This is a genomic window from Streptococcus nasisuis (assembly GCF_040836615.1).
GTDB lineage: Bacteria > Bacillota > Bacilli > Lactobacillales > Streptococcaceae > Streptococcus > Streptococcus suis_V.
On sequence record NZ_CP162268.1, the window covers coordinates 773,753 to 798,532 of the forward strand.

General features: G+C 45.6%; 27 protein-coding genes. 25 read left to right on the plus strand and 2 right to left on the minus strand.

Features of this window, described 5'->3' with window-relative positions:
* Nucleotides 1-194: 194 nt before the first annotated feature.
* The 6 genes from AB1F57_RS03970 (at nucleotide 195) to AB1F57_RS03995 (ending at nucleotide 5,597) form a co-directional block, all read left to right on the plus strand.
* Nucleotides 195-821 carry a hypothetical protein gene (locus AB1F57_RS03970; protein WP_367986103.1) on the plus strand — a complete coding sequence of 209 codons (627 nt, stop codon included), beginning with the start codon at nucleotides 195-197 and terminating at the stop codon, nucleotides 819-821.
* 393 nt (nucleotides 822-1,214) lie between these two features.
* Complete coding sequence (locus AB1F57_RS03975) at nucleotides 1,215-1,748, plus strand: hypothetical protein (RefSeq protein ID WP_367986104.1); 534 nt, start codon at nucleotides 1,215-1,217, stop codon at nucleotides 1,746-1,748.
* 200 nt (nucleotides 1,749-1,948) lie between these two features.
* Entirely contained in the window at nucleotides 1,949-2,902 is a 954-nt protein-coding gene (locus tag AB1F57_RS03980; protein WP_367986105.1) for an ABC transporter permease, read from the plus strand.
* The gene (locus AB1F57_RS03985) at nucleotides 2,899-3,867 is read left to right on the plus strand and encodes an iron chelate uptake ABC transporter family permease subunit (RefSeq protein ID WP_174852912.1); all 969 of its coding nucleotides are present in this window, start codon (nucleotides 2,899-2,901) and stop codon (nucleotides 3,865-3,867) included. The genes AB1F57_RS03980 and AB1F57_RS03985 overlap by 4 nt, the downstream gene beginning before the upstream one ends.
* Nucleotides 3,864-4,619, plus strand: coding sequence for an ATP-binding cassette domain-containing protein (locus tag AB1F57_RS03990; RefSeq protein WP_105137776.1), 756 nt, complete (start codon nucleotides 3,864-3,866; stop codon nucleotides 4,617-4,619). Before AB1F57_RS03985 ends, AB1F57_RS03990 begins: the two co-directional genes overlap by 4 nt.
* A 12-nt stretch (nucleotides 4,620-4,631) precedes the next feature.
* The gene (locus tag AB1F57_RS03995; RefSeq protein WP_174852913.1) at nucleotides 4,632-5,597 is read left to right on the plus strand and encodes an ABC transporter substrate-binding protein; all 966 of its coding nucleotides are present in this window, start codon (nucleotides 4,632-4,634) and stop codon (nucleotides 5,595-5,597) included.
* A 98-nt stretch (nucleotides 5,598-5,695) separates the two neighbouring features.
* Here AB1F57_RS03995 and AB1F57_RS04000 read toward each other — a convergent pair whose 3' ends face one another.
* Nucleotides 5,696-6,964 carry a DUF2974 domain-containing protein gene (locus AB1F57_RS04000; RefSeq protein ID WP_367986107.1) on the minus strand — a complete coding sequence of 423 codons (1,269 nt, stop codon included), beginning with the start codon at nucleotides 6,962-6,964 and terminating at the stop codon, nucleotides 5,696-5,698.
* A 98-nt stretch (nucleotides 6,965-7,062) separates the two neighbouring features.
* On the opposite strand from AB1F57_RS04000, the gene AB1F57_RS04005 reads away from it, so the two are divergent.
* The 9 genes from AB1F57_RS04005 (at nucleotide 7,063) to AB1F57_RS04045 (ending at nucleotide 14,375) form a co-directional block, all read left to right on the plus strand.
* Entirely contained in the window at nucleotides 7,063-7,746 is a 684-nt protein-coding gene (locus AB1F57_RS04005; protein ID WP_105137778.1) for a response regulator transcription factor, read from the plus strand.
* Nucleotides 7,739-8,719, plus strand: a complete 981-nt coding sequence (locus AB1F57_RS04010) for a sensor histidine kinase (protein ID WP_105137779.1) — start codon at nucleotides 7,739-7,741, stop codon at nucleotides 8,717-8,719. The genes AB1F57_RS04005 and AB1F57_RS04010 overlap by 8 nt, the downstream gene beginning before the upstream one ends.
* Nucleotides 8,720-8,929: 210 nt before the next feature.
* Nucleotides 8,930-9,688: an ABC transporter ATP-binding protein gene (locus tag AB1F57_RS04015; protein ID WP_105137780.1), complete on the plus strand. Its 759-nt coding sequence runs from the start codon at nucleotides 8,930-8,932 to the stop codon at nucleotides 9,686-9,688.
* A 1-nt stretch (nucleotide 9,689) separates the two neighbouring features.
* Nucleotides 9,690-11,693, plus strand: coding sequence for an FtsX-like permease family protein (locus AB1F57_RS04020; RefSeq protein WP_105137781.1), 2,004 nt, complete (start codon nucleotides 9,690-9,692; stop codon nucleotides 11,691-11,693).
* Between the two features lie 288 nt (nucleotides 11,694-11,981).
* Nucleotides 11,982-12,299, plus strand: a complete 318-nt coding sequence (locus AB1F57_RS04025) for a PadR family transcriptional regulator (protein WP_167786184.1) — start codon at nucleotides 11,982-11,984, stop codon at nucleotides 12,297-12,299.
* 1 nt (nucleotide 12,300) lies between these two features.
* A complete protein-coding gene (locus AB1F57_RS04030) occupies nucleotides 12,301-13,095 on the plus strand; it encodes a hypothetical protein (protein WP_367986109.1) in 795 nt (264 codons plus the stop codon).
* Between the two features lie 47 nt (nucleotides 13,096-13,142).
* A complete protein-coding gene (locus AB1F57_RS04035) occupies nucleotides 13,143-13,379 on the plus strand; it encodes a DUF2829 domain-containing protein (protein WP_004194840.1) in 237 nt (78 codons plus the stop codon).
* On the plus strand, nucleotides 13,372-14,070 hold the full coding sequence (locus AB1F57_RS04040) for a 3-oxoacyl-ACP reductase (protein WP_167786180.1): 699 nt from the start codon (nucleotides 13,372-13,374) through the stop codon (nucleotides 14,068-14,070). Before AB1F57_RS04035 ends, AB1F57_RS04040 begins: the two co-directional genes overlap by 8 nt.
* Nucleotides 14,067-14,375: a hypothetical protein gene (locus AB1F57_RS04045; protein WP_367986111.1), complete on the plus strand. Its 309-nt coding sequence runs from the start codon at nucleotides 14,067-14,069 to the stop codon at nucleotides 14,373-14,375. The genes AB1F57_RS04040 and AB1F57_RS04045 overlap by 4 nt, the downstream gene beginning before the upstream one ends.
* Nucleotides 14,376-14,379: 4 nt before the next feature.
* Here the strand turns inward: AB1F57_RS04045 and AB1F57_RS04050 are convergent, their stop codons facing one another.
* Nucleotides 14,380-15,636: an ISL3 family transposase gene (locus tag AB1F57_RS04050; protein ID WP_174853283.1), complete on the minus strand. Its 1,257-nt coding sequence runs from the start codon at nucleotides 15,634-15,636 to the stop codon at nucleotides 14,380-14,382.
* A 139-nt stretch (nucleotides 15,637-15,775) separates the two neighbouring features.
* Between AB1F57_RS04050 and AB1F57_RS04055 the strand changes: the two genes are divergently transcribed.
* The 10 genes from AB1F57_RS04055 to AB1F57_RS04100 all read left to right on the plus strand — a co-directional run bounded on the left by AB1F57_RS04055 (nucleotide 15,776) and on the right by AB1F57_RS04100 (nucleotide 24,751).
* Nucleotides 15,776-15,871 (plus strand): LPXTG cell wall anchor domain-containing protein, encoded by a 96-nt coding sequence (locus AB1F57_RS04055; RefSeq protein ID WP_367986112.1) that lies wholly within the window; start codon nucleotides 15,776-15,778, stop codon nucleotides 15,869-15,871.
* Nucleotides 15,868-16,458, plus strand: coding sequence for a DJ-1/PfpI family protein (locus AB1F57_RS04060; protein WP_167786176.1), 591 nt, complete (start codon nucleotides 15,868-15,870; stop codon nucleotides 16,456-16,458). Before AB1F57_RS04055 ends, AB1F57_RS04060 begins: the two co-directional genes overlap by 4 nt.
* Before the next feature lie 127 nt (nucleotides 16,459-16,585).
* Nucleotides 16,586-17,131: a GNAT family N-acetyltransferase gene (locus AB1F57_RS04065; protein WP_167786174.1), complete on the plus strand. Its 546-nt coding sequence runs from the start codon at nucleotides 16,586-16,588 to the stop codon at nucleotides 17,129-17,131.
* Nucleotides 17,131-17,571, plus strand: a complete 441-nt coding sequence (locus AB1F57_RS04070; RefSeq protein ID WP_167786173.1) for an ASCH domain-containing protein — start codon at nucleotides 17,131-17,133, stop codon at nucleotides 17,569-17,571. The genes AB1F57_RS04065 and AB1F57_RS04070 overlap by 1 nt, the downstream gene beginning before the upstream one ends.
* Before the next feature lie 201 nt (nucleotides 17,572-17,772).
* The gene (locus tag AB1F57_RS04075; RefSeq protein WP_167786171.1) at nucleotides 17,773-18,084 is read left to right on the plus strand and encodes a hypothetical protein; all 312 of its coding nucleotides are present in this window, start codon (nucleotides 17,773-17,775) and stop codon (nucleotides 18,082-18,084) included.
* Between the two features lie 300 nt (nucleotides 18,085-18,384).
* Nucleotides 18,385-19,767, plus strand: coding sequence for a bifunctional UDP-N-acetylglucosamine diphosphorylase/glucosamine-1-phosphate N-acetyltransferase GlmU (gene glmU / locus AB1F57_RS04080; RefSeq protein ID WP_167786169.1), 1,383 nt, complete (start codon nucleotides 18,385-18,387; stop codon nucleotides 19,765-19,767).
* Nucleotides 19,768-19,776: 9 nt separating this feature from the next.
* Nucleotides 19,777-20,322 carry an NUDIX hydrolase gene (locus AB1F57_RS04085; RefSeq protein ID WP_105160653.1) on the plus strand — a complete coding sequence of 182 codons (546 nt, stop codon included), beginning with the start codon at nucleotides 19,777-19,779 and terminating at the stop codon, nucleotides 20,320-20,322.
* An 8-nt stretch (nucleotides 20,323-20,330) separates the two neighbouring features.
* Entirely contained in the window at nucleotides 20,331-20,654 is a 324-nt protein-coding gene (gene macP, locus AB1F57_RS04090; RefSeq protein WP_105123220.1) for a cell wall synthase accessory phosphoprotein MacP, read from the plus strand.
* Between the two features lie 8 nt (nucleotides 20,655-20,662).
* Complete coding sequence (locus AB1F57_RS04095) at nucleotides 20,663-21,352, plus strand: 5'-methylthioadenosine/adenosylhomocysteine nucleosidase (RefSeq protein WP_105137793.1); 690 nt, start codon at nucleotides 20,663-20,665, stop codon at nucleotides 21,350-21,352.
* A 171-nt stretch (nucleotides 21,353-21,523) separates the two neighbouring features.
* A complete protein-coding gene (locus AB1F57_RS04100) occupies nucleotides 21,524-24,751 on the plus strand; it encodes a MucBP domain-containing protein (RefSeq protein WP_367986115.1) in 3,228 nt (1,075 codons plus the stop codon).
* Nucleotides 24,752-24,780: the final 29 nt, after the last annotated feature.

A 24,780-nucleotide genomic window follows, 5' to 3' on the forward strand; every position in this document is an offset into this window, starting at 1 on the left:
GCCTCTTTTTTAGTTCTTGAACGTCAACTCCAATCAAAATTGTGGGTGATTTTAGATTGTGCCTTTAACTGCATCCATTAGCTAGGAAAATGCAGTTGATGTTTTTCTATTGTCTTGGCGCTTCGATAAACGGAGGAAGACTTTGGAGACAGAATAAGGTATAATAATGTAAACATGCAAAAAGGGGGCAGGTTATGTGGTTATTCAAGCTCAAAGGTGAGGCGGCTAATCTTTTATTTATCTTGGTAATCTTAATCCTGTTGCTTGCTGTGGTGACGGATAATGCAGGTAAGTGGTCTGCTGGTGCAAGTGTCATCGTGGCTCTCTGTCTGTTGTTGATTGCAGGGCTTGGCTGGAGGAGCTTGCGGAGAATTGCGCAAAACCACCGTATTTTGGCTGGCTTCCTTGAAGAGTATCCCCTGCTCGAGGGTTCGAAGAAAGAGTTTCTTGCTCAGTTAGACTACTATGATAAGCAGATGCAACTTGCCTATCACGGGCATTATCTTATTTCCTTTTTTGAAAGCATCCAGGTAGTCGACTTAAACGATACTAAAAATTTGATCTACCATTACTATGATTGGAAACAAAGACGAGGAGGTTCTTGGAGGGAGCATTATTTGGAGGTTGCTCGAATCCATTCTCAGCAGTCTTTGCAGGTACATTTTGCTCAGATTGCGCATGGTCGGTTACATCGGTTGGTTAAATTTGCTTTTCCAAATGCCAAGGCAGATTATTCAGACAATCTAGCGGCACTCTATCAAGCCTACAAGTCAAAATATCCAGAATTGGTCATTGATGTAGAAAAAAGAAACAGCGTCTGATGAGAAGGCTAAAAGGGAAAAGTATGAAACCCAAACGATAACTCCCTATATCATTCCCTCTATTGTGATTGATTATTTTCCTATACGATTTGGGTCCTGATTCAATCTGACCCAGAAGGCCTCCTAACCATTCCTGGTATAATCACCGGAGTTTTGCTGTTTGTACTCATCTTGATGCAATTGGTCTGGATGATTTCTTTATACAAAGAAACCTGTCAAAACAGCCGCCTACTCTACCAGCATTATCCTGAGCTGAAACAGGGTTCCATTTATTAGCATACTTTTACATTTAAGAATATTTTCTGGGAACTTTTTATTTACAAACATCATCTGATTTCACGAAATGGTCGCTTTTCAGTCATTGATTTGAGAGATATTGCCAGTATTTCGCTCATGTATCGGATGGAAACCAGCCGCAATCATCGGAAGAAAACTTACTACTTGACCCTGGTACCTAAGGCTAATTTTGACAGCAAAGTCCATCGAATTGATTTACAGTCAGAAGCCATAAATGACTTTGAGGAGGAGAAGAAGGCTTTGTTCGAGAGCATTCAGTCTCATTTCCCTGACATTAGATTGGAGGATGAACGGCTGGTCAGTCGAAGAAAGTCTGATAGGTTGATGGCCCCTTGGCGGAACAGCTATTGGATTGCGCTCATGGCGATAGTTGTATTTGCTGTAATTGATGTCAGTCCATTTTTCAGGGCAGAGCTGGTTGCTGATGACAAGATTACCATTGGAGTATTTGGATTTTTGGCGCTACTAACTGCCATCTTGGGCATTTTGAGAGTGGTCCATAATCTGAGACGGGTCAAGCAATTGACCAGCACTTATCCTGAGCTACTTGGTCAAGATTTGGTTGAGAAAAGCGACTGGTCTATTCCCGACCTGCGACTCTATCGCTATAAACAGTTTCTCTTTTGCTAGGCTGCTCATTTTCAGTTGTTGAATTTAGAGGAAGTGACCAAGATTTCCTTATAATTCTGTAATTCCAAGCCCATGCTTGGGATTTTTTTATGCTCTTGAGACTGATTCTATATTAAATTAGAATTATCTGACAATTATAATCAAAGATTGACATTTACCTGCTTTTCTGTTAAGCTTGTACTATTGAAAAATGAGGTATCATGAAAAATAAAATTCTCCTAGCTGGTCTGACGGCTAGTTTAATCATTCTTTCTTTATCCATTGGCAGTCATGCCGGCTTTTCCTGGCTTGGGCTTTTTCAGGGACAGGATACGTCTAGGATCCTCTTTTGGGAATCGCGTCTTCCCAGAACTCTTGCCATTATCTTAGCCAGTGGGGCCATTTCCCTGTCGGGCTTGCTCATGCAGACCGTGTCACAAAACCCCTACGCAGCCCCCTCGACAACAGGGACGACAGAGGCAGCCCAGCTGGGTATTCTCTTGTCTTTATTTGCCTTTCCCAAGGCCACTCTCTTTCAAAAAATGAGTTTTGCCTTTCTTGCTGCCCTGCTCTTTACAACGGTTTTTATCCAAGTTATCCGGCGCTTGCAGTTCAAGCAAAAGTGGGTTCTGCCCCTGGTAGGGCTGATTTACAGTGGTATTATCGGCTCTTTTGCCCAGATGATTGCCTTTCGGTTTAACCTCATTCAGTCCATGAGCGCATGGAGTCAGGGTTCTTTTTCCATGATTCAGCGCAATCAGTACGAATGGCTCTTTTTGTTGGTTTTCGTCTTGATTGCCATTTGGTACTATTCGGATGCCTTTTCGGTCATGGCTCTGGGTGAGGATACCAGTCGGAATTTGGGTTTGCCTTACCAAGCCTATGAGACCTTGGATCTAGCCTTGGTATCTCTGACCTCGGCTGTGACCATGATTACGGTCGGCGCTCTGCCATTTCTGGGGGTTATCATTCCCAATCTGGTTCGGCAGTACGCAGGCGATTATTTCAAGAAAGTCAAAGGCTTGGTGGTCATCTGGGGCATCCTCTTGGTCTTGGTCTGTGACATCTTGGCACGTTTGGTCATCTGGCCTTACGAGGTCTCAGTTTCTTTGATTTTGGGAGTGGTCGGCACCCTAGCCTTTCTCCTCATTATCTGGCAAGGAGCGCGTGCATGAACCGTATCAAACGCTCAACCTTGCTTCTGATTGGCATTTTGTCGGCCATCGCTGTTTTGGGAACGCTATTTTATCTCCTGCCAGATGGTAGCCTGCCCAATTCTTACATCCTGAACCTACGCTTGAAAAAATTGCTGGTCTATCTGGTGGTGGCTGTCATTGCTAGTTTTTCCACCTTCAGCTTTCAGGCTGTGACGGGCAATCGTTTCCTGACCCCGTCTGTGCTGGGACTGGAAAGTTTCTACGTCCTTATGCAGTCTCTTTTCCTCTTTTTCTTTTGGAAATGGTCGCAGGGATTGGCACCAAATTCCCTGACCGAATTTTTCATGGTGCTGGGCTTGCAGGCTGGATTTTTCTTGCTCTTGCAACCAGCTATCAAAGCACTTTTGAATAAGGGAATTGGTCTTATTCTTCTCATTTGCATGACCTTGGGAACCTTTTTCCGTAGCACATCCACCTTTCTACAAGTCTTGATGGAGCCCAATGAATACGACAAACTGCAGTCCAAACTCTTTGCCTCCTTGCAGAATGTCAATGAGGGCGTCCTACTTGTGGTTGTGGGATTGGCCATTCTGATTTGTTGTTTGCTCTACCGCAAGGGCAAGGTACTGGATACCTTTTATCTGGGAAAAGACAATGCTCGGCTCTTGGGCGTGGACGTGGAAAAGGAGCAGCAACAGCTTCTCTGGTTGGTTGCTCTGTTAGTTTCAGCCTCCACAGCCTTGGTCGGTCCCTTGTCTTTCTTGGGCTTCATTCTGGCCAATCTCACCTATCAGCTGGTTAATGATTTTCGTCATCGAACCCTCTTTTTAGTTGGCTCTCTGCTCGGCTTTGTTAACCTTTTACTGGCTCAAACCTTGGTCGAAAGAGTCTTTAACTTCAATATCAGCATTCGGACGGTCATTGAATTGATCGGTGGCATTTTCTTTTTTTATCTCTTGTACAAGGAGCGTAATAAGCTATGATTAAAATGGAAAATATTTCCAAGAAATATGGGACCAATCCAATCTTAGACGAAATTGGTCTTAACATCGAAAAAGCTAAGTTTACCGCCTTTATCGGACCAAATGGCGCAGGCAAATCAACGCTTTTATCGCTGATTAGCCGACTTTTGCCCAAGGAGCAGGGGCTGCTCTATATCAAGGGGCAGGAAATCGAAAGTTGGGACTCGGTTGAATTAGCCAAGGAATTATCCATGCTCAAGCAAAAGGTGGATTATCAAGTCAAATTAACGGTCGAGGAGCTAATTTCCTTCGGTCGCTATCCCTACAGCAAGGGGCGCTTGACAGCTGTCGACCATGAGCATATCAATCAGGCCATTTCCTATATGGAATTGGAGAATTTCCGCCATCGTCCTATTGACCAGTTATCGGGGGGGCAGTTGCAGCGGGTCAACATTGCCATGATTTTGGCTCAGGATACGGAGATTATCCTCTTGGACGAGCCGCTCAATAATCTGGACATCAAGCAAGGGATTTTGATGATGAAAACCCTCCGTCGTCTGGTGGATGACCTGCACAAGACGGTGGTGGTTGTCATTCACGACATCAATGTAGCCAGCCAATTTGTCGACCAGATGGTCGCCTTTAAAGACGGCAAGGTCTATGCCCAGGGGCAACCCCATGAGGTCATGACGGAGCCTATCCTCAGCTCCCTTTATGATATGGAGCTGACCATCGCCGATATTGACGGCAAGAAAATTTGTCTCTATAAATAGAAAGGAAAAATTATGAAACGCATCACACTCGCATTTTTAGTACTCTTTAGCATCATTGCTCTAGCTGCTTGTTCGTCAGCGGAGCAGGCCAGCACCTCTCAGGACATTACTATTCAAACCTCGACGGGTGAGACAACCGTTCCAAGTAATCCCCAAAAGATTGTGGTTTTGGACTACGGTGTGGCTGACAGCCTGCGTGCCCTTGGCAAGGAAGACACTATCGTCGGGATGCCAAAAGACAGCCTGCCAACCTATTTGAAGGACTTGAAGGATAAAAAAGAGATTATAAACGTTGGTAATCTGCGCGAAGTCAACCTTGAAACGGTTGCGGAGTTGGAACCGGATTTGATTATCCTGTCCAGTCGTACGCAGGACCAGCAGGCAGAGTTTGAGAAAATTGCGCCAGCTATATACTTTGAGACCTCTACTTCTGATTATTTGAACTCTGTCAAGACCAATGCTACTGAATTGGCAAAACTCTTCGGAGACGAGGCAGTCAAAGAAGCTGAAAGCAAGCTGGCTGATATCGACACACTTGTTCAAACGGCTCAAGACAAAAACAAGGACACCCAATTGACCACTCTAACTGTCCTGCTCAATGAAGGCAGTATGGCAGGCATTGCTCCAGACGGCCGTTATTCCTTTATTTATAAGACACTGGGCTTTCAACCAACTGACCTCAAACTGGAAGAAAACACCCAAGGAAATCAAGGCAGAAGTCACGGTTCCAGCCTGAGCTTAGAGAGTGTCAGCCAGATCAACCCAGACATCATCTTTGTTGTTGACCGCACCCTGGCCATCGGTGGCGACGATACGCAAAATTCGGACATTCTCAACAACGCCCTCATCCAGGAAACCAATGCTGGTAAGAACAAGAAAATCATCACGCTGACACCAGACCTCTGGTACCTCTCAGGTGGTGGTCTTGAGTCAACCAAGCTTATGTTTGAAGAAGTAGTTGCTCATCTTGAAAAATAAAATGCTCGACTAGAACATCGAATATAATAGAAAAAACTAGCTTTTCCAGGCTAGTTTTCTTTGTCTTTCTTATCGCTTGGTCCTCTTAACCAGTCGTTTCAATCCGGGAATTTGAAGTTGTGTACTCTGAGAAAATCGTCCGGCTGGACCTTCCTTCCATAGTTTACATGGTTTTCTGTGTTGTTTTTGAAACCAGGAACCTTCAATTCAGGACTGGGAAAACGGAGGGAGAACTGAGGCAATTTGAAATGGGTATGAGGCAGGTTTTGGTAGAGGCCTTCCAGCCAGATTTTATAGCGGGTGTCAATTAGTAAGCGGCTCAATTTGTCCAACATCTGGGCCTTTTCATCTGGCAATTCCTTGCGCAGTCGGTCGATTTCCTGCAATTTTTGGAGGGGGTTGACGGTCAAGTCCGCTAGTTTTTCAATACCAGCCTCCATGATGAGCCCGAAGAAGAGGTCGAAAAATTCCTGTAATTCCTCCTCTGTCAGGCTGGCTGTCCAGGTTTTGAGGGTTTGGTCAACCTGCAAGCTATCCTCTGTTAGGGCTGGAGCAGGCTTGAAGTCGTTGCCGTTAATTTCCCAGGAAAAGCTAATATGCTGGAGGAGACCAATGGTATTGCTCTGGACGATTTGAACATGGTCAGGAGTTTCCAGCATCATACCGACCACAGAATTTTGCGGGATAATGGGGTGGACCCGATCGGCAAGCATCAGGTAGCTCGGACTTTCCAGGTGTTTCTTATGGAGTCCAGGAGCATCGTAGGGATAGACCTGCAAAATCCGTTCCTGCAAGTCAGCCGCAAGCTTGCTGCTGGCATAGAGTGCCAGGTTGCCCCCCTTGGAGTGACCAGAGATATAAAACAGTCCTGGCTGGCTCCCTATCAGCCCTTCCAAGTATTCCTTGGCGGACTTTTGGGCAGGAATCTCCTCCATGTAGGTCATGTGGAAATCTTCCTTCCAGCCGATAATGGTATCATCTGTCCCCCGGAAGCAGGTGATAATGGTCTGTCGGTCTAGGCGGTAGCTGATGACCGCAAACTGTTTCTGCAGGTCCAATTCATATTGGTCGACATAGGCAAAGGCCCGTAGATGCTTGAAGCGCTTGGCCTGGGCTAGCAACTGAAACATGGCTAGTCGGCTCTTTGTCACCATAGAAAAAGGTGGGAATTCATCCTGGTATTTAGCTGCGAAATCTTCTGCTAATTGGTCGATTCGGACGCCTTTTTCAGTAAAGTCAGCTGGGACTAGACTGTCGAAGGGCAGATAGGCTAGCTCGGTCAGGGCCAAAATATCTAGCTTGTTGAGCGGCCGATCATAAAAACTATCGAATTGACTTTCTTTTAGGTAATCAAGTAGGTTTGCCATAGTAGTCTTAGTATAGCGGATATTGTGGAAAATGACAAATTTGAAAGGTTTCTGGAGCAATTTTACGATATAATAATAGTATAGTCAAGGAGGTCCCTATGCAAAAGATACTATTGATAGAAGACGATAAGGTCATCAGCCAGCTGGTGGCCAAGAATTTACGAAATTGGAGCTATGAGGTGGAGGAAGTGGCTGACTTTCAGGATATTCTCAGCCAGATTGACCGCTTTCAGCCACACTTGATTCTCCTGGATATCGGTTTGCCCTTTTTCAACGGTTACTATTGGTGCCAGGAAATTCGCAAGACCTCCCGCATTCCGATTATGTTTTTGTCCTCTCATGACCAGCCCATGGACATTGTCATGGCCATTAACATGGGGGCTGATGATTATGTGACCAAGCCTTTTGAGATGACGGTCCTCTTGGCCAAGATACAAGGCTTGCTCCGTCGGACCTATGATTTTGTTGGTGAGCAGAGCCTACTCTGGTTTGGAGAGATTTCCCTTGACCTCAAGACCATGCAGGTTCAGTACGACCACCAGTTGGAGGAGTTGACCAAGAACGAATTTCAGATTTTGCGGGTTCTTTTCGAGCATGGTCAGGAAGTGGTCAGCCGGGAGGAGCTCATGCGCCAGCTCTGGAATAGCGATATTTTCGTAGATGACAATACCCTGTCTGTCAACATGGCCCGCCTTCGGAAAAAGTTGGATGAACTGGGGCTACCGGGCTTGATTGCTACCAAGAAAGGGGTCGGCTACGGCCTGGTGAAAGCTCATGACTAGAGAAGATTATCGGCTCTTTCTGACCAGCTGGATCCGCCACCGCCTGCCCTATCTCCTGGCCTACCCGGCCCTGGCCCTCTTCATCTACGGCCTCAGTTACCTCTTTGAGCTGGACCGCCCCCTCATCTCCTATGGTCTCTTGCTCCTGAGCCTGGTCTGGCTCTTGGCATTAGGCTGGGACCTGTTGGCGGATGTTTCTCGCTTTGGTAAATACTGGCGTGGCCAGCAGGCGGCATCAGGCAGCCCAGCAGAGCGGTATTTGCAGGAAAAGGTCCAGCAGTTAGAAGCCCAAAACAAGCTCTTGCAGGAGCAGCAACTTCAAGCCAAGACCGAATTGGACGACTACTATACCCTCTGGGCCCACCAGATGAAGATTCCTATCGCTGCCAGTCAGCTCCTGGCCAAGGAAATCGACCAGCCAGACATCCGTTACCAGCTGGAAAATCAACTTTTCAAAATCGAGCAATACACAGGTCTGGTCCTCAATTATCTCCGCCTGCAATCCTTCCATGACGACCTGGTTATTGAGCGGGTGGACCTGGAAGAACTGGTCAAGAGCCTGATTAAAAAATATTCCCTCTTTTTCATCCAGGCCAGAACCAAGCTGGATTTGGGAGACCTATCGCGAGTCCTAAAAACAGACAAACGCTGGCTGGGTCTCTTGATTGAACAAGTCCTCTCCAATGCCCTCAAATATTGTGAGAATGGGACCATTTCCATTTTCCTAGACGGTCATGACCTGGTCATTCGAGATACGGGTCTGGGGATTGCGGAGAGTGACCTGCAGCGGATATTTGAGCGTGGTTTTTCAGGTTTCAACGGTCGTAGAACCCAACAGTCTTCGGGCCTTGGGCTTTATCTCTCTAAGAAAATCGCTGCGGAGCTGGGCTATTCCCTCACCCTCAAATCCAAGTTAGGCCAAGGCACTGAAGTTCGGATTGGGATAAAAGAGACAGAACTGGCCTTGGATTAAGTGACAATTTTGTAAGGCAAATGAAAGTTTGGGCTATGGCAGGCCTTGGGTTGAAACTGTAAAATGGGATTATAAAAATAAGAACTTGTATTCACAGTTTGGTACCTGATTTAAGGCTAGTTTGCTGCCCCTCATAGCCCTTGATTAGCAAAAACTATTTCTTATCTCAATGACCGCACTTGTGACTACAGTTTCCAAAGGAGAAGTATCATGGTTCTACTAGACGTGCAACATGTACAAAAGATTTATAGTTCTCGGTTTAAGGCGGGGCAGGTCGAGGCTCTCAAGGATATCCATTTTACGGTGGAGGAGGGCGAATACCTGGCCATCATGGGTGAGTCAGGTTCTGGTAAGACCACCCTGCTCAATATCCTGGCAACCCTGGACAAGCCCACTCAGGGGAAGGTCCTGCTTAAGGGGGTGGATACCCAGGCTATCAAGAGTAAGGAGGCGTCTGCCTTTCGTCGGGAGAAACTGGGCTTTGTCTTTCAGGATTTCAACCTGCTGGATACCTTGTCTGTCAAGGACAATGTCCTCCTGCCCTTGGTCCTGTCCCAGTACCCGATTGATGAGATGAATAAGCGGCTGGTCCATACCCTAAATAGTCTGGAAATTGCGACCTTGCAGGACAAGATGCCCTACGAGATTTCCGGTGGTCAGCAGCAGCGGGTAGCGGTGGCGCGTGCCATTATTACCCGACCGGATTTACTGCTGGCGGATGAGCCGACAGGAGCCCTAGATTCCAAGTCATCTGCCACTTTGCTGGACATTTTTGAGCAGATTAATCAGGCAGGGCAGACCATTCTCATGGTGACACACTCCGTTGCGGCAGCCAGCCGGGCCAAGCGGGTCCTCTTTATCAAGGACGGCATCCTCTACAATCAAGTCTATCGTGGCGACCGGACTAGCCAGGAAATGTATCAGGTTATTTCAGATACTCTGACCCTAATGGCGAATCGAGGTGAGTAATATGCTGGGACTAAGTTTACGATTGGCCCTGACCAATCTGCGGAAAAACCACACTATCTACCTGCCCTATGCCATCATGACCGTCCTGTCCACCGCCATCTCCTATATCTTCGCCTCCCTGGCCTTTCATCCCCAACTGGGCCAAGTCAAGGGGGCCAACGGAGTCATCCAGGTGCTGGGCTTTGGCATGATTGTGGTCATGATTGCTGTAGCCATTATGATTATCTACGCCAACGGCTTTGTCATGAAACAGCGGTCCAAGGAGCTGGGTCTCTACAGCATCCTAGGTCTGGAGAAAAAGCACCTGCTCTTCATGAATTTCCTGGAAAATCTAGTCTTTTCCCTCCTGTCCATCTTCCTAGGCTTACTTTTGGGAATGGCCTTGGACAAGCTATTTTATGCCATTCTCCTCAAAGCCATGCAAATGCCAGTGATTCTTGTGTCCACATTTCAGCTGTCAAATGTCTTTCTGGTGACAGCCTATCTCCTGGCTATCTTCTTCCTGGTCAACCTATTTAACGCTGGCAAACTCGGCATGACCGATTCGCTCCAGCTGGTCAAGGATAGAAAGAGCGGAGATAAGAAGAACAAGTTCCTCTGGCTTCAGACCCTAGTTGGTTTGGGCTTGCTGGTGGCAGGTTATACCATTGCACAGACAGTGACATCGCCGATCAGTGCCATTCCAGGTTTCTTTGGAGCGGTTTTGCTGGTCATTCTCGCCACCTATCTGCTCTTTAATGCAGGCATCATCAGCTGGCTCCATTGGCTGAAAAAACGCCAGACCTATTACTACAAGCCGGCTAACTTCATTTCGATTTCCAATCTGGTCTTCCGCATGAAGAAGAATGCCATGGGTCTTGCGACCATTACTATCCTATCTACCATGTTTCTAGTGACCCTGGTTGGGGGACTAAATATTTATATCGGTGGGAAGGATTATGTGAACAAGCAAAATCCCCATGATTTCTCCTTGGATGTAGGAATTGTGAATCAGCTTGAACAGGACCAGGTACCGGCATTGGCAGATCAGCTGATGGAAAATACAGGCATAGCAGTCAAGGACCGTGTGCGCTACGACTACAAGGAAGTTCAACTTTCTAAGGTGACCGACCAGACCCTGCAGGTCCTGTCAGAAGAAGAGGTTGCACAGATTGGTTTTGAGGATGATTTTGGCTATGCAGCTATTTTGGATGAAGCAACCTATCAAGAAATGACAGGCCAGTCTCTGGGGCTAGGTTCGGACCAAATCGCTATCTTTAGCCCAATGACTACTTTTACAAGTGGTCAAATACTATCCTTTGCCAATAAAGACTGGCAGGTTGGTCAGGTTTTCAGCAAAAACCCAGTGGAGGGGCATATTCCATTTCATCTTTCAGAAGTTCTGCCCAAATTTCTTATCCTAATCGTCAAGGACAGGAATAGTATAGAGGTTGACGGGATTGAACATACCTATCTAGGTTATACATCTAGTCTATCGGAAGAAGAGCAGGTTGCAGTCCAGGAATTATTCCTTTCAAGCACTTTTGAAAATCAGCTTTGGTCAGATAGTTTAACAGATGGTTTTTCATCCATTAGTTTAGGTTATCGCGCTTGGAGCATACGGAATTACTTCAGCTTTGCGGGTTCGCTCTTCTTTATCGGCCTGCTCCTGTCACTAGTCTTTCTCATGGCGACAACCCTGGTTATCTACTTCAAGCAGATTTCAGAGGCTCACGAGGACAGAAGTCGCTTTGTCATCATGCAAAAGGTCGGCCTTGACGAGCTACAAACCAGACAGTCCATTCGCAAGCAATTGCTGACAGTTTTCTTCCTGCCTATCCTACTTGCCTTTGTCCATCTATCCTTTGCCTACAAGATGCTATCGTCTATCTTGTTGTCTATCGGTGTGGTCAATGCAGAGCTGATACTGCAAGTGACTCTGGCTATCTGTGTGGGCTATCTGCTGGTTTATCTGCTAATCTATGCTATTACCACAGGAGCCTATAAGAAAATCATTCACCTGTAAACTTGGGGGCAACCTCAAGTTTTTTATTTTTAAATTTTTTGAAAATCTTCACTAATTTGCTTTACATACTAGTTGAGTTGTGTTACACTATAGATACAACCTAATAGGTAAAACAAACTAGTAGGGCATTGTGAAAACGAGTCAAATAATTGGGATCATTTTTATTGTGAATGCATTTGTTGTAGGTTTTCTTACGAAATCGTGGCTTATAGGTATTCCAATGGCGGTCGTTGGTCTGTGTTACCTAACAGACCTTGTTTCAGATGATGAAAAAAAGTGGAGAATCTTGTGAGAGAAACGCAATTATTAAAAGGTGTCTTGGATGGCTGTGTCTTACAAATTATCAGCCAGAAGGAGATTTATGGTTATGAATTGGTTCAGGAGTTGAGAAATCAGGGCTTTGAAAACATGGTTGGCGGTACAGTTTATCCCCTCTTGCAAAAATTAGAGAAGCATGGTTATATCCTTGGAGAGATAAAACCATCTTCGGATGGGCCCGATAGGAAGTATTTTTATCTGACAGACCAAGGCAAAGTTTATTTAGAAGATTTCTGGAGCCAATGGACGGAATTGGTTCAAAAGGTTCAGCGATTGAAAGGAGAGTAGGATGTTGAAGCACATGGAATACCGTAAGCAAATTGAGGTGATTGAAGACCAACTGACCAAGGAAAATAAGGAGTATATGGGCCGAATCAATGGCTACATGATGATTACCTCGATCTTCCACAGGCAGGAAGAAGCTGTGACTGCCCAGCTTTTATCCATTTACCAAGATGTCCTTGAAGCTCAAGAAGCCGGACTTTCGGCCGAGGAATTCTTAGGAAAAGACAGCAAGCAGATGGCGGATGATTTGTTGAATTATTTGCCTTCGATTGGAGTCAAGGAAGTTGGTCGCCTGGCAGGGCTTGTCTGGCTGATATATGTCGGCAGTCAATTTCTCATGGAATTCGCAGGATCAGGCACAGTCCAATTTAATTGGTTAGCTTTGGTGTGTGATAGTTTGCTAGCCTTTCTATTGCCGGCTGGCATCATGCTCTTGTTGCGGAATTTGATTTACCAAACTTCGAAGCCGAAAATTTGGGCGACCTATATTGGCTTTCCACTGGTCTATGTAGCAATTTTGGCCGGTCGTTTCATCCTATTGTCGGATGGTGCAGACATCTCTTTGACTGGTTGGCCAAGCCTGATTCCGGTCCTCCTCATCGGTCTTGCTCTGCTATTCTTCCATAAGGAAAAGTTGGTCCGCTATGTCTTTTTACCGACTTATCTTTTTATAGTGTTGAGCGGAGTCGTACATATGACTATGACCGTTCCGGTTTGGCTTAATCTGATTTTGCTCATTCTGCCAGCTATGGCCTTTTGGATTGGAACTGCGGTTTTGTTGGTGAGAAAGAGAAAGTAAAGGATTGATATTTTTGGTATAATAATGAAAAATATAGGGAGTAAACCATGACATTTGAAGAGATTTTACCGGGCTTAAAAGCCAAGAAAAAGTACGTTCGCACAGGCTGGGGCGGGGCGGAGAACTACGTCCAGCTCTTTGACACCATTGAGGTCCACGGGCAAAAGCTGGAGGCGACGCCCTACTTCCTCATCAACGTGACGGGCGAGGGCGAGGGCTTCTCCATGTGGAGCCCGACCCCATGCGATGTTCTAGCGACCGACTGGGTAGAAGTCCATGACTAAGACAGCCCTCATCACCGGCGTTTCCAGCGGCATTGGTCTAGCACAGGCGAAGATTTTTTTGGAAAATGGCTGGCGTGTCTACGGGATTGACCAGGCCAGCAAGCCTGATTTGGTAGGCGATTTCCACTTTCTACAGCTTGACCTGACAAGCGATTTATCGTCGGTCTTTTCATGGTGCCAGACAGTCGACGTCCTCTGTAACACCGCAGGCATTCTAGATGATTACCGTCCCCACCTCGATATTGAGGAGGAAGAATTCGCTCGCATTTTCGCGGTTAATTTTTTCTCGGTGACTAGACTGACCCGCCCCTATCTAGAAAAAATGGTGGCTAGAAAATCGGGGACTATCATTACCATGTGCTCCATTGCCTCTAGTCTGGCTGGTGGCGGCGGTTCTGCCTATACAGCCTCCAAGCACGCTTTGGCAGGTTTTACCAAGCAGTTGGCATTGGACTATGCCAAGGACAAGGTCCAGGTGTTCGGCATTGCACCGGGCGCGGTTCAGACAGGTATGACGGCTGCCGATTTTGAACCGGGAGGCTTGGCGGATTGGGTAGCAGATCAGACACCGATTGGTCGCTGGACCCAGCCTGAGGAAATCGCAGAGCTGACTTTCATGCTAGCCTCTGGCAAACTAGCATCCATGCAGGGACAGATTATCACCATTGATGGTGGTTGGAGTTTGAAATGATGAAAAATGTTTTACTAGGCTTGGTCAAGACCATGCTTGTTCCCATAGTCTTGTTGCTAATTACAAAATTCTGGTGGGGCTGGCCCAGCGCCTTGGTTTATTTGCTCATTTTGAATGCCTATCTGATGTCATTTTATCTGTTTGAAGTGCCAAAGCAGCAGTTGAAAAGGAAGTTGGCCTTTATCCGATCGGCGCTCTGGTGTCAGTTGATTTTCTTGGCTTTCTTTCTCACCATTGGTCTGCCCAATCGACATGGTCAGACCAGTGAGAGTTTTGGCTCTTTGTCAACTGTAGTGGGTAGATGAAAAGCTAACACCTAGAGAGGACGAACTTCGTTCTCTCTTTCTTTATGTTCAAAGCAATCAAAATGCGTTTTTTAAAGTTCTCAAAGTTCCTGAAACCAAAGGCATTTCTTTTAATGACTTTGATGAGATTATTGGTAGCTTCCAGTTTGGCGTTGGAATAAGGCAATTCTAGGGCATTCAAAACCTTGTCTTTATCCTTTAGAAATGTCTTAAATACCGTCTGGAAAATAGGATTAACAGTGGTTATTTCTTGTTCAATTAGGTCAAAGAAATGGTCTGAGTTCTTCTCTTGGAAATGGAATAAGAGAAGCTGATAGAGTTCATAGTGCTGTCGTAGTTCCTCAGAGAAAGACAAGAGTTTTTCCAGGATTTCCTTGTTAGTCAAATGCATTCGAAACATAGGGCGATAAAATCGTTTATCATTGATTTTACGGCTATCTTGTTGTATCAATTTCCAGTAGCGTTTCAAAGCACGGTATTCCTGCGATTTTCTGTCGAATTGATTCATGATTTGAATACGGACACGGTTCATAGCACGGCTAAGGTGTTGAACAATATGAAAGCGGTCGAGTACAATTTTTGCATTCGGAAAAAGCTGTTTAGCAAGTTGATAATAGGGACTAAACATATCCATGGTAATCACTTTGACTCGATTTCTAACCTTTCTAGGATAGCGTAGAAAGTGGTTTCGGATGGTTGCTTGAGTTCTTCCGTCGAGAATGGTGATGACATTTAGGGAGTCGAAATCTTGAGCGATGAAGCTCATTTTCCCCTTCTTGAAGGCATACTCGTCCCAACTCATCACCTCAGGTAGGGTATTCCAATCCGTTTCAAACTTGAACTCATTGAGCTTTCTCATAACTGATGATGTTGAGATAGCTAGCCTGTGTGCAATATGTGTCATTGCTTGATTTTCGATGAGTAACTGGGCGATCTTCTGACTAACAGCGACAGATATTTGATGGTTTTTCTTAACAAGAGGAGTTTCAGCGACAGCCATTTTCCCACATTCTTTACACTTGAAACGACGCTTTTTAAGGCGGATAAGGAGTGGGTAACCAGCAGTTTCTAGGTAAGGGATTTTTGATGCTTTCTGGTAGTCGTACTTAGCCATTTGTCCCTTGCATTCTGGACATTTAGGAGCCATGTAATCCAAGTAACCGTGGAGTTCTAAGTGAGTTCCCATATCATATTCATCAGTGATAGTAATATTTTTGTCTTTAATTCTGAGAAAATTAGTGATAAGATTTAGTTGTTCCATATGAGTCTTTCTAAAATGATAGTTTGAGCACTTTTCATTATAGGTCATATGGGACTTTTTGTATATACTCAAAAAGGCTCCATAATTTCCATGGTGGTTTTACCCACTACAGAAATTATAGAGCCAGAGTTTTTGGCAAATGGCCCATCCTGTCAATTTTCTAATCGTCGGCTTGGCAGTAGCCATCGTCATCAGTCTGCTCCTATGGAAGAAAAAGGAAGAAGGTCAGTCATGAAATGTGTCGCCTTGGTATTCGAAGATTTTGAAACCTTGGATTTATTTGGTCCGGTGGAATTGTTGGCTGGTATTCCAGCTATTAACTTTTCCTATAAGTCTCTAGCTGGTGGTCTGGTCCGCAATCGTCAAGGAGTAGAAATACTGACTCAGCCTCTTGATTTGACTAGTCCTATTGACGTTTTGCTCCTACCGGGTGGTCGGGGAACCCGTACCTTGGTTGAAAATGAAGCCTTCTTGACCAGTTTAGGACAACTGGCTGAGCAGGCATCATTTGTTTTGTCTGTTTGCACTGGCAGCGCCCTCTTAGCAAAAGCGGGTCTGCTCGATGCTAAGGAGGCGACCAGCAATAAACTTGCTTTTGACTGGGTGACCAGTCAAGGTCCAGCGGTCAACTGGAAGAGACAGGCACGCTGGGTCCATGATGGGAAGTATTATACTTCTTCAGGTGTCTCCGCGGGAATGGATATGGTGCTCGGTTTTGTGCGGGACCAATTTGGTCAGGAATTGGCTGAGCAGATTGCCCGACAGGCAGAATATCATTGGCAGGATGACCCAGACAGGGATGCTTTTGCTCCTGCCGGGTAATTTGGAAACAAGCATCTTGGCCGTTGAACTCAGTCTTGAGAAGGTAGAGATTTATTTGGGATGAACTGGTTGCTGCGTAGAGGGCAGATTATCAATAGTTAGAGTTTTGAAATAGGAGAAGACATTTATGCTAGAAACAGCGCGTTTATTGCTCCGTCCTTGGACGGTGGATGATGCGGAGGATCTCTTTGTTCTGGCCTCGGACCCAGAAATCGGACCGCGTGCAGGCTGGCCAGCCCACCAATCCTTAGAAGAAAGTCGGAATATCGTCGAAACGGTCTTTGCTCAGTCAGGAACCTATGCTCTTGTGGATAAGGTTTCCGGCAAGCCTGTCGGTGCCATCGGTTTGATGATTGGCGGTGCTAGTAAACTGACGACTTCGGACAAGGAAGCGGAGCTGGGCTACTGGCTAGGACGTGATTACTGGGGACAAGGTTTGGTTCCAGAGGCAATCCGAAAACTGCTCTGCTATGCCTTTGAAACCCTAGGATTAGAGACAATCTGGTGCGGCTATTTTGAGGGCAATGAGCAATCCAAACGTGCCCAGGTCAAGTGTGGTTTTACCTATCATCACAAGCTAGAGAATGTTGAGTGTGCGCTGATTGGTGAGGTTCGGACGGAGCATGTGACCCGTCTGACCAGAGCTAGTTGGCTAGAAAGTAAGGAGAAATAATGACTCCAACACAATTATGGCAAGAATATTTGGCAGTTAATCCGCAGGCAGGACCTGAACCAGAAGCCTGGGCTTTTGGTGCGGTACCAGATGAATTAGCAGACCTAGTAGCGCGCGGTATCAAGACAGCGACCAGCTCTGCCTACGCACTCTATGAATTAGAGGGCGAAGAAATCCCTCAGGCTGGTGGATATGATATCATTCTGGATAGCCAAGATAATGCCGTTTGTATTATTAAAACGACAAAAGTTTATGTCACCCCTTTTTCGCAGGTTTCGGAAGAACATGCTTGGAGAGAGGGCGAGGGTGATCGTAGTCTGTCCTATTGGCGTCAGGTTCATGAGGAACTCTTCACCATTTGGCTGGAAGAGGCAGGTCTGACCTTCTCTGAAGATATGCTGGTGGTCTGCGAAGAATTTGAATTAGTCTATCCAAAATAGAGAATATTTCCGAGTTTGTAAACAAAGTCCCGACTTAGGGCTCACTCCGCTCGCAAAATAAACTTAATTTTTATTTTTTCTTAGCAGAGCTACTCAGTTTATTTATCCAGAGTTTAGTTTGTCTACATTCTGTATTTCCTTGTATTTTTTTTGTTGATTTGATATAATAAATATAAATAAAAGATTCACAAGGAGGTCTTTATGGACAAAGAAAAAGTGCTTGGTTTGTTGGACCAATTGAAACCCATACTGGCTGGTAAGGCAGAGTCAATCGGTGCTGAAACGGCAAAACAGCTGACTGCAACCCTTGACCAGACTCGGGCTGAAGTAATGCAGAGCGAGGGGGTGGCTCTGGGAATAAGTTTGCAGGGCTTGGTTCAAGCTGTTTCCAATGCTGGTCTACCGGGAACAGAACTGCGTTTCACAGACGAGGAAAAACCTGTCTGGGAGGAATTAAAAAGCTTGACAGATAAGGAACGGACAGATATTTTTCTAGGTGTCCACTTGTTTTGACTGTCGGCCAGGAGGATGACCAGATGAAGCGATTATTGATGATGATAGTTATATTTTTGTTCGTCTTTGGTGTGTTTTTCGGACTGCTCGATTTACCAGATAATTGGTTCACTATGTTACTAGCAGTTTTTAGTGCCACTTTGTTATCCGAACTGGCCTATAGAAAATGGCTCCATAAATTCTAAAGAGGTTTCGACCTCTTTTTCTTTATCCAATGCAGACTTGATTTTTGCTCTGCCATTTTCCAAAACAATCAAAATTTGCTATAATGGTAGCAGTATCAATGAAAAGAGAGTAATCATGAGCGATAACTATGCAATCATCCTAGCGGCGGGCAAGGGAACCCGCATGAAGTCAGACCTGCCAAAAGTTCTCCATAAGGTGGCAGGTATCACCATGTTGGAGCATGTCAAGCGAGCTGTGGATGCTGTCAATCCTGCCAAGACCGTGACGATTGTGGGCCACAAAGCAGAATTGGTCCAAGCGGTCCTTGAAGGTCAGTCCGAGTTTGCCCTGCAATCAGAGCAGTTGGGAACAGGCCATGCAGTCATGATGGCGGAGCCTGCTTTAGCAGGTCTTGAGGGCCAGACTTTGGTTATCGCAGGTGACACACCTTTGATTACGGGTGAGAGCTTGAAAAATCTGATTAACTTCCACATCAGTCATAAGAATGTGGCGACGATTTTGACAGCTCAGGCGGACAATCCTTTTGGCTACGGTCGCATTATCCGTAACGCTGACGGCGAAGTTCTGAAAATCGTTGAGCAAAAGGATGCCAGCGATTTCGAGCAACAGGTCAAGGAAATCAATACAGGTACCTATCTCTTTGACAACAAGCGTCTCTTCGAGGCTCTCAAGGATATCAACACGGACAATGCCCAAGGGGAATACTATTTGACCGACGTTATTTCTATTTTCCGTCAGGCTGGTGAGAAGGTCGGGGCCTATATCCTCCGTGATTTTGATGAGAGTTTGGGGGTCAATGACCGTATTGCTCTTGCGACGGCAGAAGCTGTTATGCGCAAGCGCATCAATGAAAAACACATGATTAACGGCGTAACCTTTATCAATCCAGATGCGACTTACATTGACATTGACGTAGAAATCGGTGCGGAGGCAGTCATCGAGGCCAATGTTGTCCTCAAGGGCGCAACGACCATCGGTGAGCGGACAGTGTTGACCAACGGCACCCGAGTTCGTGATTCCAAGATTGCAGCGGATGTGGTTATTACAAACTCCGATATTGAAGAATCTGTCATTGAAACAGGCGTGACAGTGGGGCCATTCGCCCATATCCGTCCTCAGTCCATTCTGGGTAAAGATGCCCACGTCGGCAACTTTGTTGAAGTTAAAGCTACGACAATCGGTGAACAGTCCAAGGTTGGTCATCTGACTTATCTCGGTAATGCAACCATCGGAAAAGATGTCAACGTCGGTGCTGGTACGATTACAGCCAATTACGACGGGCAACACAAGTACCAGACAGTGATTGGTGATGGTGTATTTGTCGGTTCAAACTCAACCATCATTGCACCGGTAGCTGTTGGCGATAATGCCCTCCTAGCAGCAGGTTCAACCATTACCAAAGATGTTCCGACGGATTCGATTGGAATCGGTCGCGGTCGCCAGGAAAATAAGGAAGGCTCTGCCAAACGTTTTCCTTTCCACCCTAGTCAAAAGTAGGAGTTTTTCATGAACTTTGAAGAAAAAACTATTGAGCGGACAGAGATTTTTAAGGGCAAAATTTTTGACGTCGTTGTCGATGATGTTGCCCTGCCAAATGGCGGAACCAGCAAGCGTGAGCTGGTTTTCCACAAGGGAGCAGTCTGTGTGCTGGCTCTGACAGCGGAAGGTAAGATTATCCTGGTCAAGCAGTATCGCAAGGCCATTGAACGCGCTATTTATGAAATCCCCGCTGGCAAGCTGGAACTGGGTGAAGAATTTACACAAGAAGATGCAGCCCTGCGGGAATTGGAAGAGGAGACCGGCTATCGGACAGACAAGCTGACCCTCTTGGCAGACTTCTATTCTGCTATTGGTTTTTGTAACGAGCGCATCTATCTTTATCTGGCTGAAAATCTAGTCAAGGTAGAAAATCCCCGTCCCATGGACGAGGACGAGGTCATCGAGCTCTATGAAGTGACCTTGGATCAGGCCCTGGACTTGGTGGCAAGTGGTGACATTTGCGACGCTAAGACCATCATGGCCATTCAATATGCACAACTAATGAGAAAGTAGGTCTAAACATGGGCAAGCCCCTGTTGACAGATGAAATACTAAAACGATTTAAGAAGGGTCAGAAACTGGAAGATACCAGTCAGTTTGGCCATTACAATCCGGATAAGGAAGTCTATTTGGAACCAGATGATTTTCAGGACTATCTGGACGAGGAAGGATACGAGGGCTATGTAGAAGGGCAGACCATCCGCATCCCTGTCCAACCCTCGGTTGTTAAAAGCCGACGGATTGAGACCAATAAGCGCGAAGCTTTTCGCAGCAAGGTCAATACAATCTTGTTTTGGGTAGTGATTCTTGTTCTTCTGTTTATCGTAGCGGTTATTTTTTGGTAGGAGAGATTATGAAATTTGGAATTATCGCAGCCATGCCCCAGGAACTCAAGGTTTTGGTGGACTATTTGCAGGAGCCGGTCGAGACAGAAGTGCTTGGTAGAACCTATTATCAAGGCAAACTTGGCCAGCATGAGGTAGTTTTGGTCCAGTCAGGCATCGGTAAGGTCATGTCAGCCATGTCGGTGGCCATTTTGGTGGACCGCTTTGCGGTTGATGCCATTGTCAATACAGGATCGGCTGGTGCAGTGGCAGAGGGCATTTCAATCGGTGATGTGGTAGTGGCTGACAAGCTAGCTTACCATGACGTGGATTTGACAGCCTTCGGCTATGCCTATGGGCAAATGTCAGGGCAGGAACTGTATTTCCCGGCTGACCAGGCCTTGCTTGAGAAGGTGACAGCCGTTTTGGCAGAGCAGGAAATCGACAGTCATGTGGGTCTGATCGCAACAGGAGACAGTTTTATTGCAGGTGCTGACAAGATTGCGGCCATCAAAGGACATTTTCCACAGGTCCTTGCTGTTGAAATGGAAGGAGCTGCCATTGCCCAGGCAGCAGTCAATCTGAGCAAGCCTTTCTTGGTCATTCGTGCCATGAGCGACACGGCTCAAGGCGATGCTAATATTACCTTTGATGAATTCATTGTACAAGCAGGGGAGCGGTCTGCAAGGACCCTACTAACTTTTCTTCAGCAGTTCTAACGGACAAATCAAAGAAATGAAATATGAAAACAGTCTTCTTTAATTTCTACTCTAAAGACTGTTTTTTTATTTATCTTTACAAAAAAACATAAGTCGAGATACTTGACAAGAGTCGGGAATAAAGAGATAATGGTGTGAATTTTTAAAAATATAAGAAAGTTAGTTTTTTTTGTGAAATACAATACAGAAAACAACAAACAACGATTCAGCATTAAAAAGTTTAAACAAGGAGCAGCCTCAGTCTTAGTTGGTTTGCTCATTGCAGGGCCTGTGACACAAAGTGTTGCGGCAGAAACAACTGCAAGTTCAACCACAGATGCTTCAAATACTGCAACAACTGAAACTACTGAAACTACTGAAACTTCGACAGTTGCTAGTGGTTCAGATGCTACAGCAACTAGTACTGCAAGTTCGACTACTACATCAACTGATACAACAGCAGCTAGCACAACAACTGCATCAACTGACACAACAGCTGCAAGCGCAACATCTACTTCCTCAGAAGCCACTGCGACCCCTCTCGCTGGAGTCACAGCAACAGCAGCTAGCACAGTCATCGTCCCAGAGAGTGTTACAGTTTCCATCAATGGTCAAGCGCGCGATGGCAATGCTATCGTAGATGGCTCACAAGTAATGGCAGATGCTGTTGTTAATTTTGGAGTAAATTTGGTCTTGCCAAACCAAGTCATCAAAGCAGGTGATACCATGACCTTGCAGTTACCAACAGCAGTTAAAGGTGTTGCTCAGACAACAGATATTACAAATGCTAAGGGAGAAGTAGTAGCCACATTAACTGTAGATGGAACGACTGCTAAACTGGTCTTTACGGACGCTATGTCTACAACTATCAACAACAATCTTTACTTCACCTTCAACACTCGTACTGTCGGAGTCAGTGCTGCAAACAATGATGTTTTGGTACCACTAGATCTAACAGCTATCGCTGAGGATGGCGCGGGAACAACCTACTCTTCTGGTGTTAATGTTTCCATCTATGTCAGTCCAGCAGTGAACTTCGGTACATCAAACCGTTTGTGGCAGGCAACAGAACTTTACAAGATGCTACACCAGTCAGAGGTAGCTATTATAGATCGAAATGCTGCCCATGAAATGGTCGTAGAATATACGATTGATCCAGATACACAGCCTTATGTTCGTTATGATGTGGATGCTATCCGTACACAAGGTTATAATTTTTTGATGGGAATTAGCCGTTCAAATCGTGTCTCTATCAATACTTTGAACAATGACCTTGGAATTACAGCGACTGTAAATGATGAGGGAACAAAGGTAACATTAACTATTCCAAATCTTCCGGAAGGTATGGGAATTAATGGTAGTAGCATTCCTGTCAACTTGACAAGCCAAGCTATTGCAGAACAATTTACGGAGTACTACAATGCGCGCATGAATGTCTATGTTGATGGTGTACTGGCTCGTCCTGATATCAAGGCTCGTAACACTTACCAGTTTACAAACAGCTCATCAAGTCAACAAACTACTGTCATCTCCACATTTGAGGATGCTGATACAGGTTTGCCACTTGAAGATCCTGTTGTGACCAACTATGAAATCGGAGTGACATATGAAACAGCTGGATTAGCTACTCCACCAGCAGGTTACAAATTGGTAGCCATTCCTAACAATGCTTCTGGGACAACAACTCCAACTTCAACAGTTGTCAAGTACCAGTACCGTAAGATTGGTTCCGTAACAGTTGAACATGTTCTTGAAGACGGTACAGTTCTGAAAGAACGTAATAATATTGCGACAGATGAGTTTGTAGGTACAGACTATACTACAACAGCCTTGACGGATGCAGAATTATCTGCACTTGTACCTGCCCCTAAGGTGGAAGAGTTCGCGGATAAAACTGTTACCACAACCTACAGCTATGAGTTGGTCGAAACACCAGCAAATGCAACAGGTCAAGTAACGGAAGGCACAACAGATGTAACCTATACCTACAAATTGGTCGAAACAGTTACAAGCGTAGCTAAAGTGGGCTCTGTAACGGTTGAATACGTTCTTGAGGATGGAACAGTCTTGAAGGATAAGGAAACTGTGGTAGCTGATGCGACAGTAGGTACAGATTATTCTACAACAGCCTTGACGGATGCTGAGCTTGCCGCTCTTACTCCAGCTCCTAAGGTGGAAGAGTTCGCGGATAAAACTGTTACCACAACCTACAGCTATGAGTTGGTCGAAACACCAGCAAATGCAACAGGTCAAGTAACGGAAGGCACGACAGATGTAACCTATACCTACAAATTGGTCGAAACAGTTACAAGCGTAGCTAAAGTCGGCTCTGTAACGGTTGAGTACGTTCTTGAGGATGGCACAGTCTTGAAGGATAAGGAAACTGTGGTAGCTGATGCGACAGTAGGTACAGATTATTCTACAACAGCCTTGACGGATGCTGAGCTTGCCGCTCTTACTCCAGCTCCTAAGGTGGAAGAGTTCGCGGATAAAACTGTTACCACAACCTACAGCTATGAGTTGGTCGAAACACCAGCAAATGCAACAGGTCAAGTAACGGAAGGCACGACAGATGTAACCTATACCTACAAATTGGTCGAAACAGTTACAAGCGTAGCTAAAGTCGGCTCTGTAACGGTTGAATACGTTCTTGAGGATGGAACAGTCTTGAAGGATAAGGAAACTGTGGTAACCGATGCGACAGTAGGTACAGATTATTCTACAACAGCCTTGACGGATGCTGAGCTTGCCGCTCTTACTCCAGCTCCTAAGGTGGAAGAGTTCGCGGATAAAACTGTTACCACAACCTACAGCTATGAGTTGGTCGAAACACCAGCAAATGCAACAGGTCAAGTAACGGAAGGCACAACATATGTAACCTATACCTACAAATTGGTCGAAACAGTTACAAGCGTAGCTAAAGTCGGCTCTGTAACGGTTGAGTACGTTCTTGAGGATGGCACAGTCTTGAAGGATAAGGAAACTGTGGTAGCTGATGCGACAGTGGGAACTACTTATGAAACCAAGCCTTTGACGGATAGTGAGCTAGTTGCTCCAGCTGATAAGGTTGAAAAAGATGGTTCGACTACCATCACGACAAGTTATCATTATGAACTTATTGCAGTTCCAGCAAACGCTTCTGGTACAGTTGTTGAAGGGGAAACAACAGTTGTCTATGTCTACAAACTTGTTGAAACAGTAACACGTACGACAAGTCCGACCGAAGATTCTTCTTCATCATCGAATACAGGTTCAGGGCCGATTGATGTATCATCAGAATCTGCCCCTATTTCTAAGAAAGTTTTACCGAAGACAGGTCAAACGGCTAGCTCAGCTCTTACAGTAGCTGGTGGAGCACTTTTCTTAGGACTAGCTGGTATCTGGATCGCTCGTCGTAGAACTGAGAAAAAAGAGAAATAAAAAAGAGGAGCATAGTGAACTGCACCCCA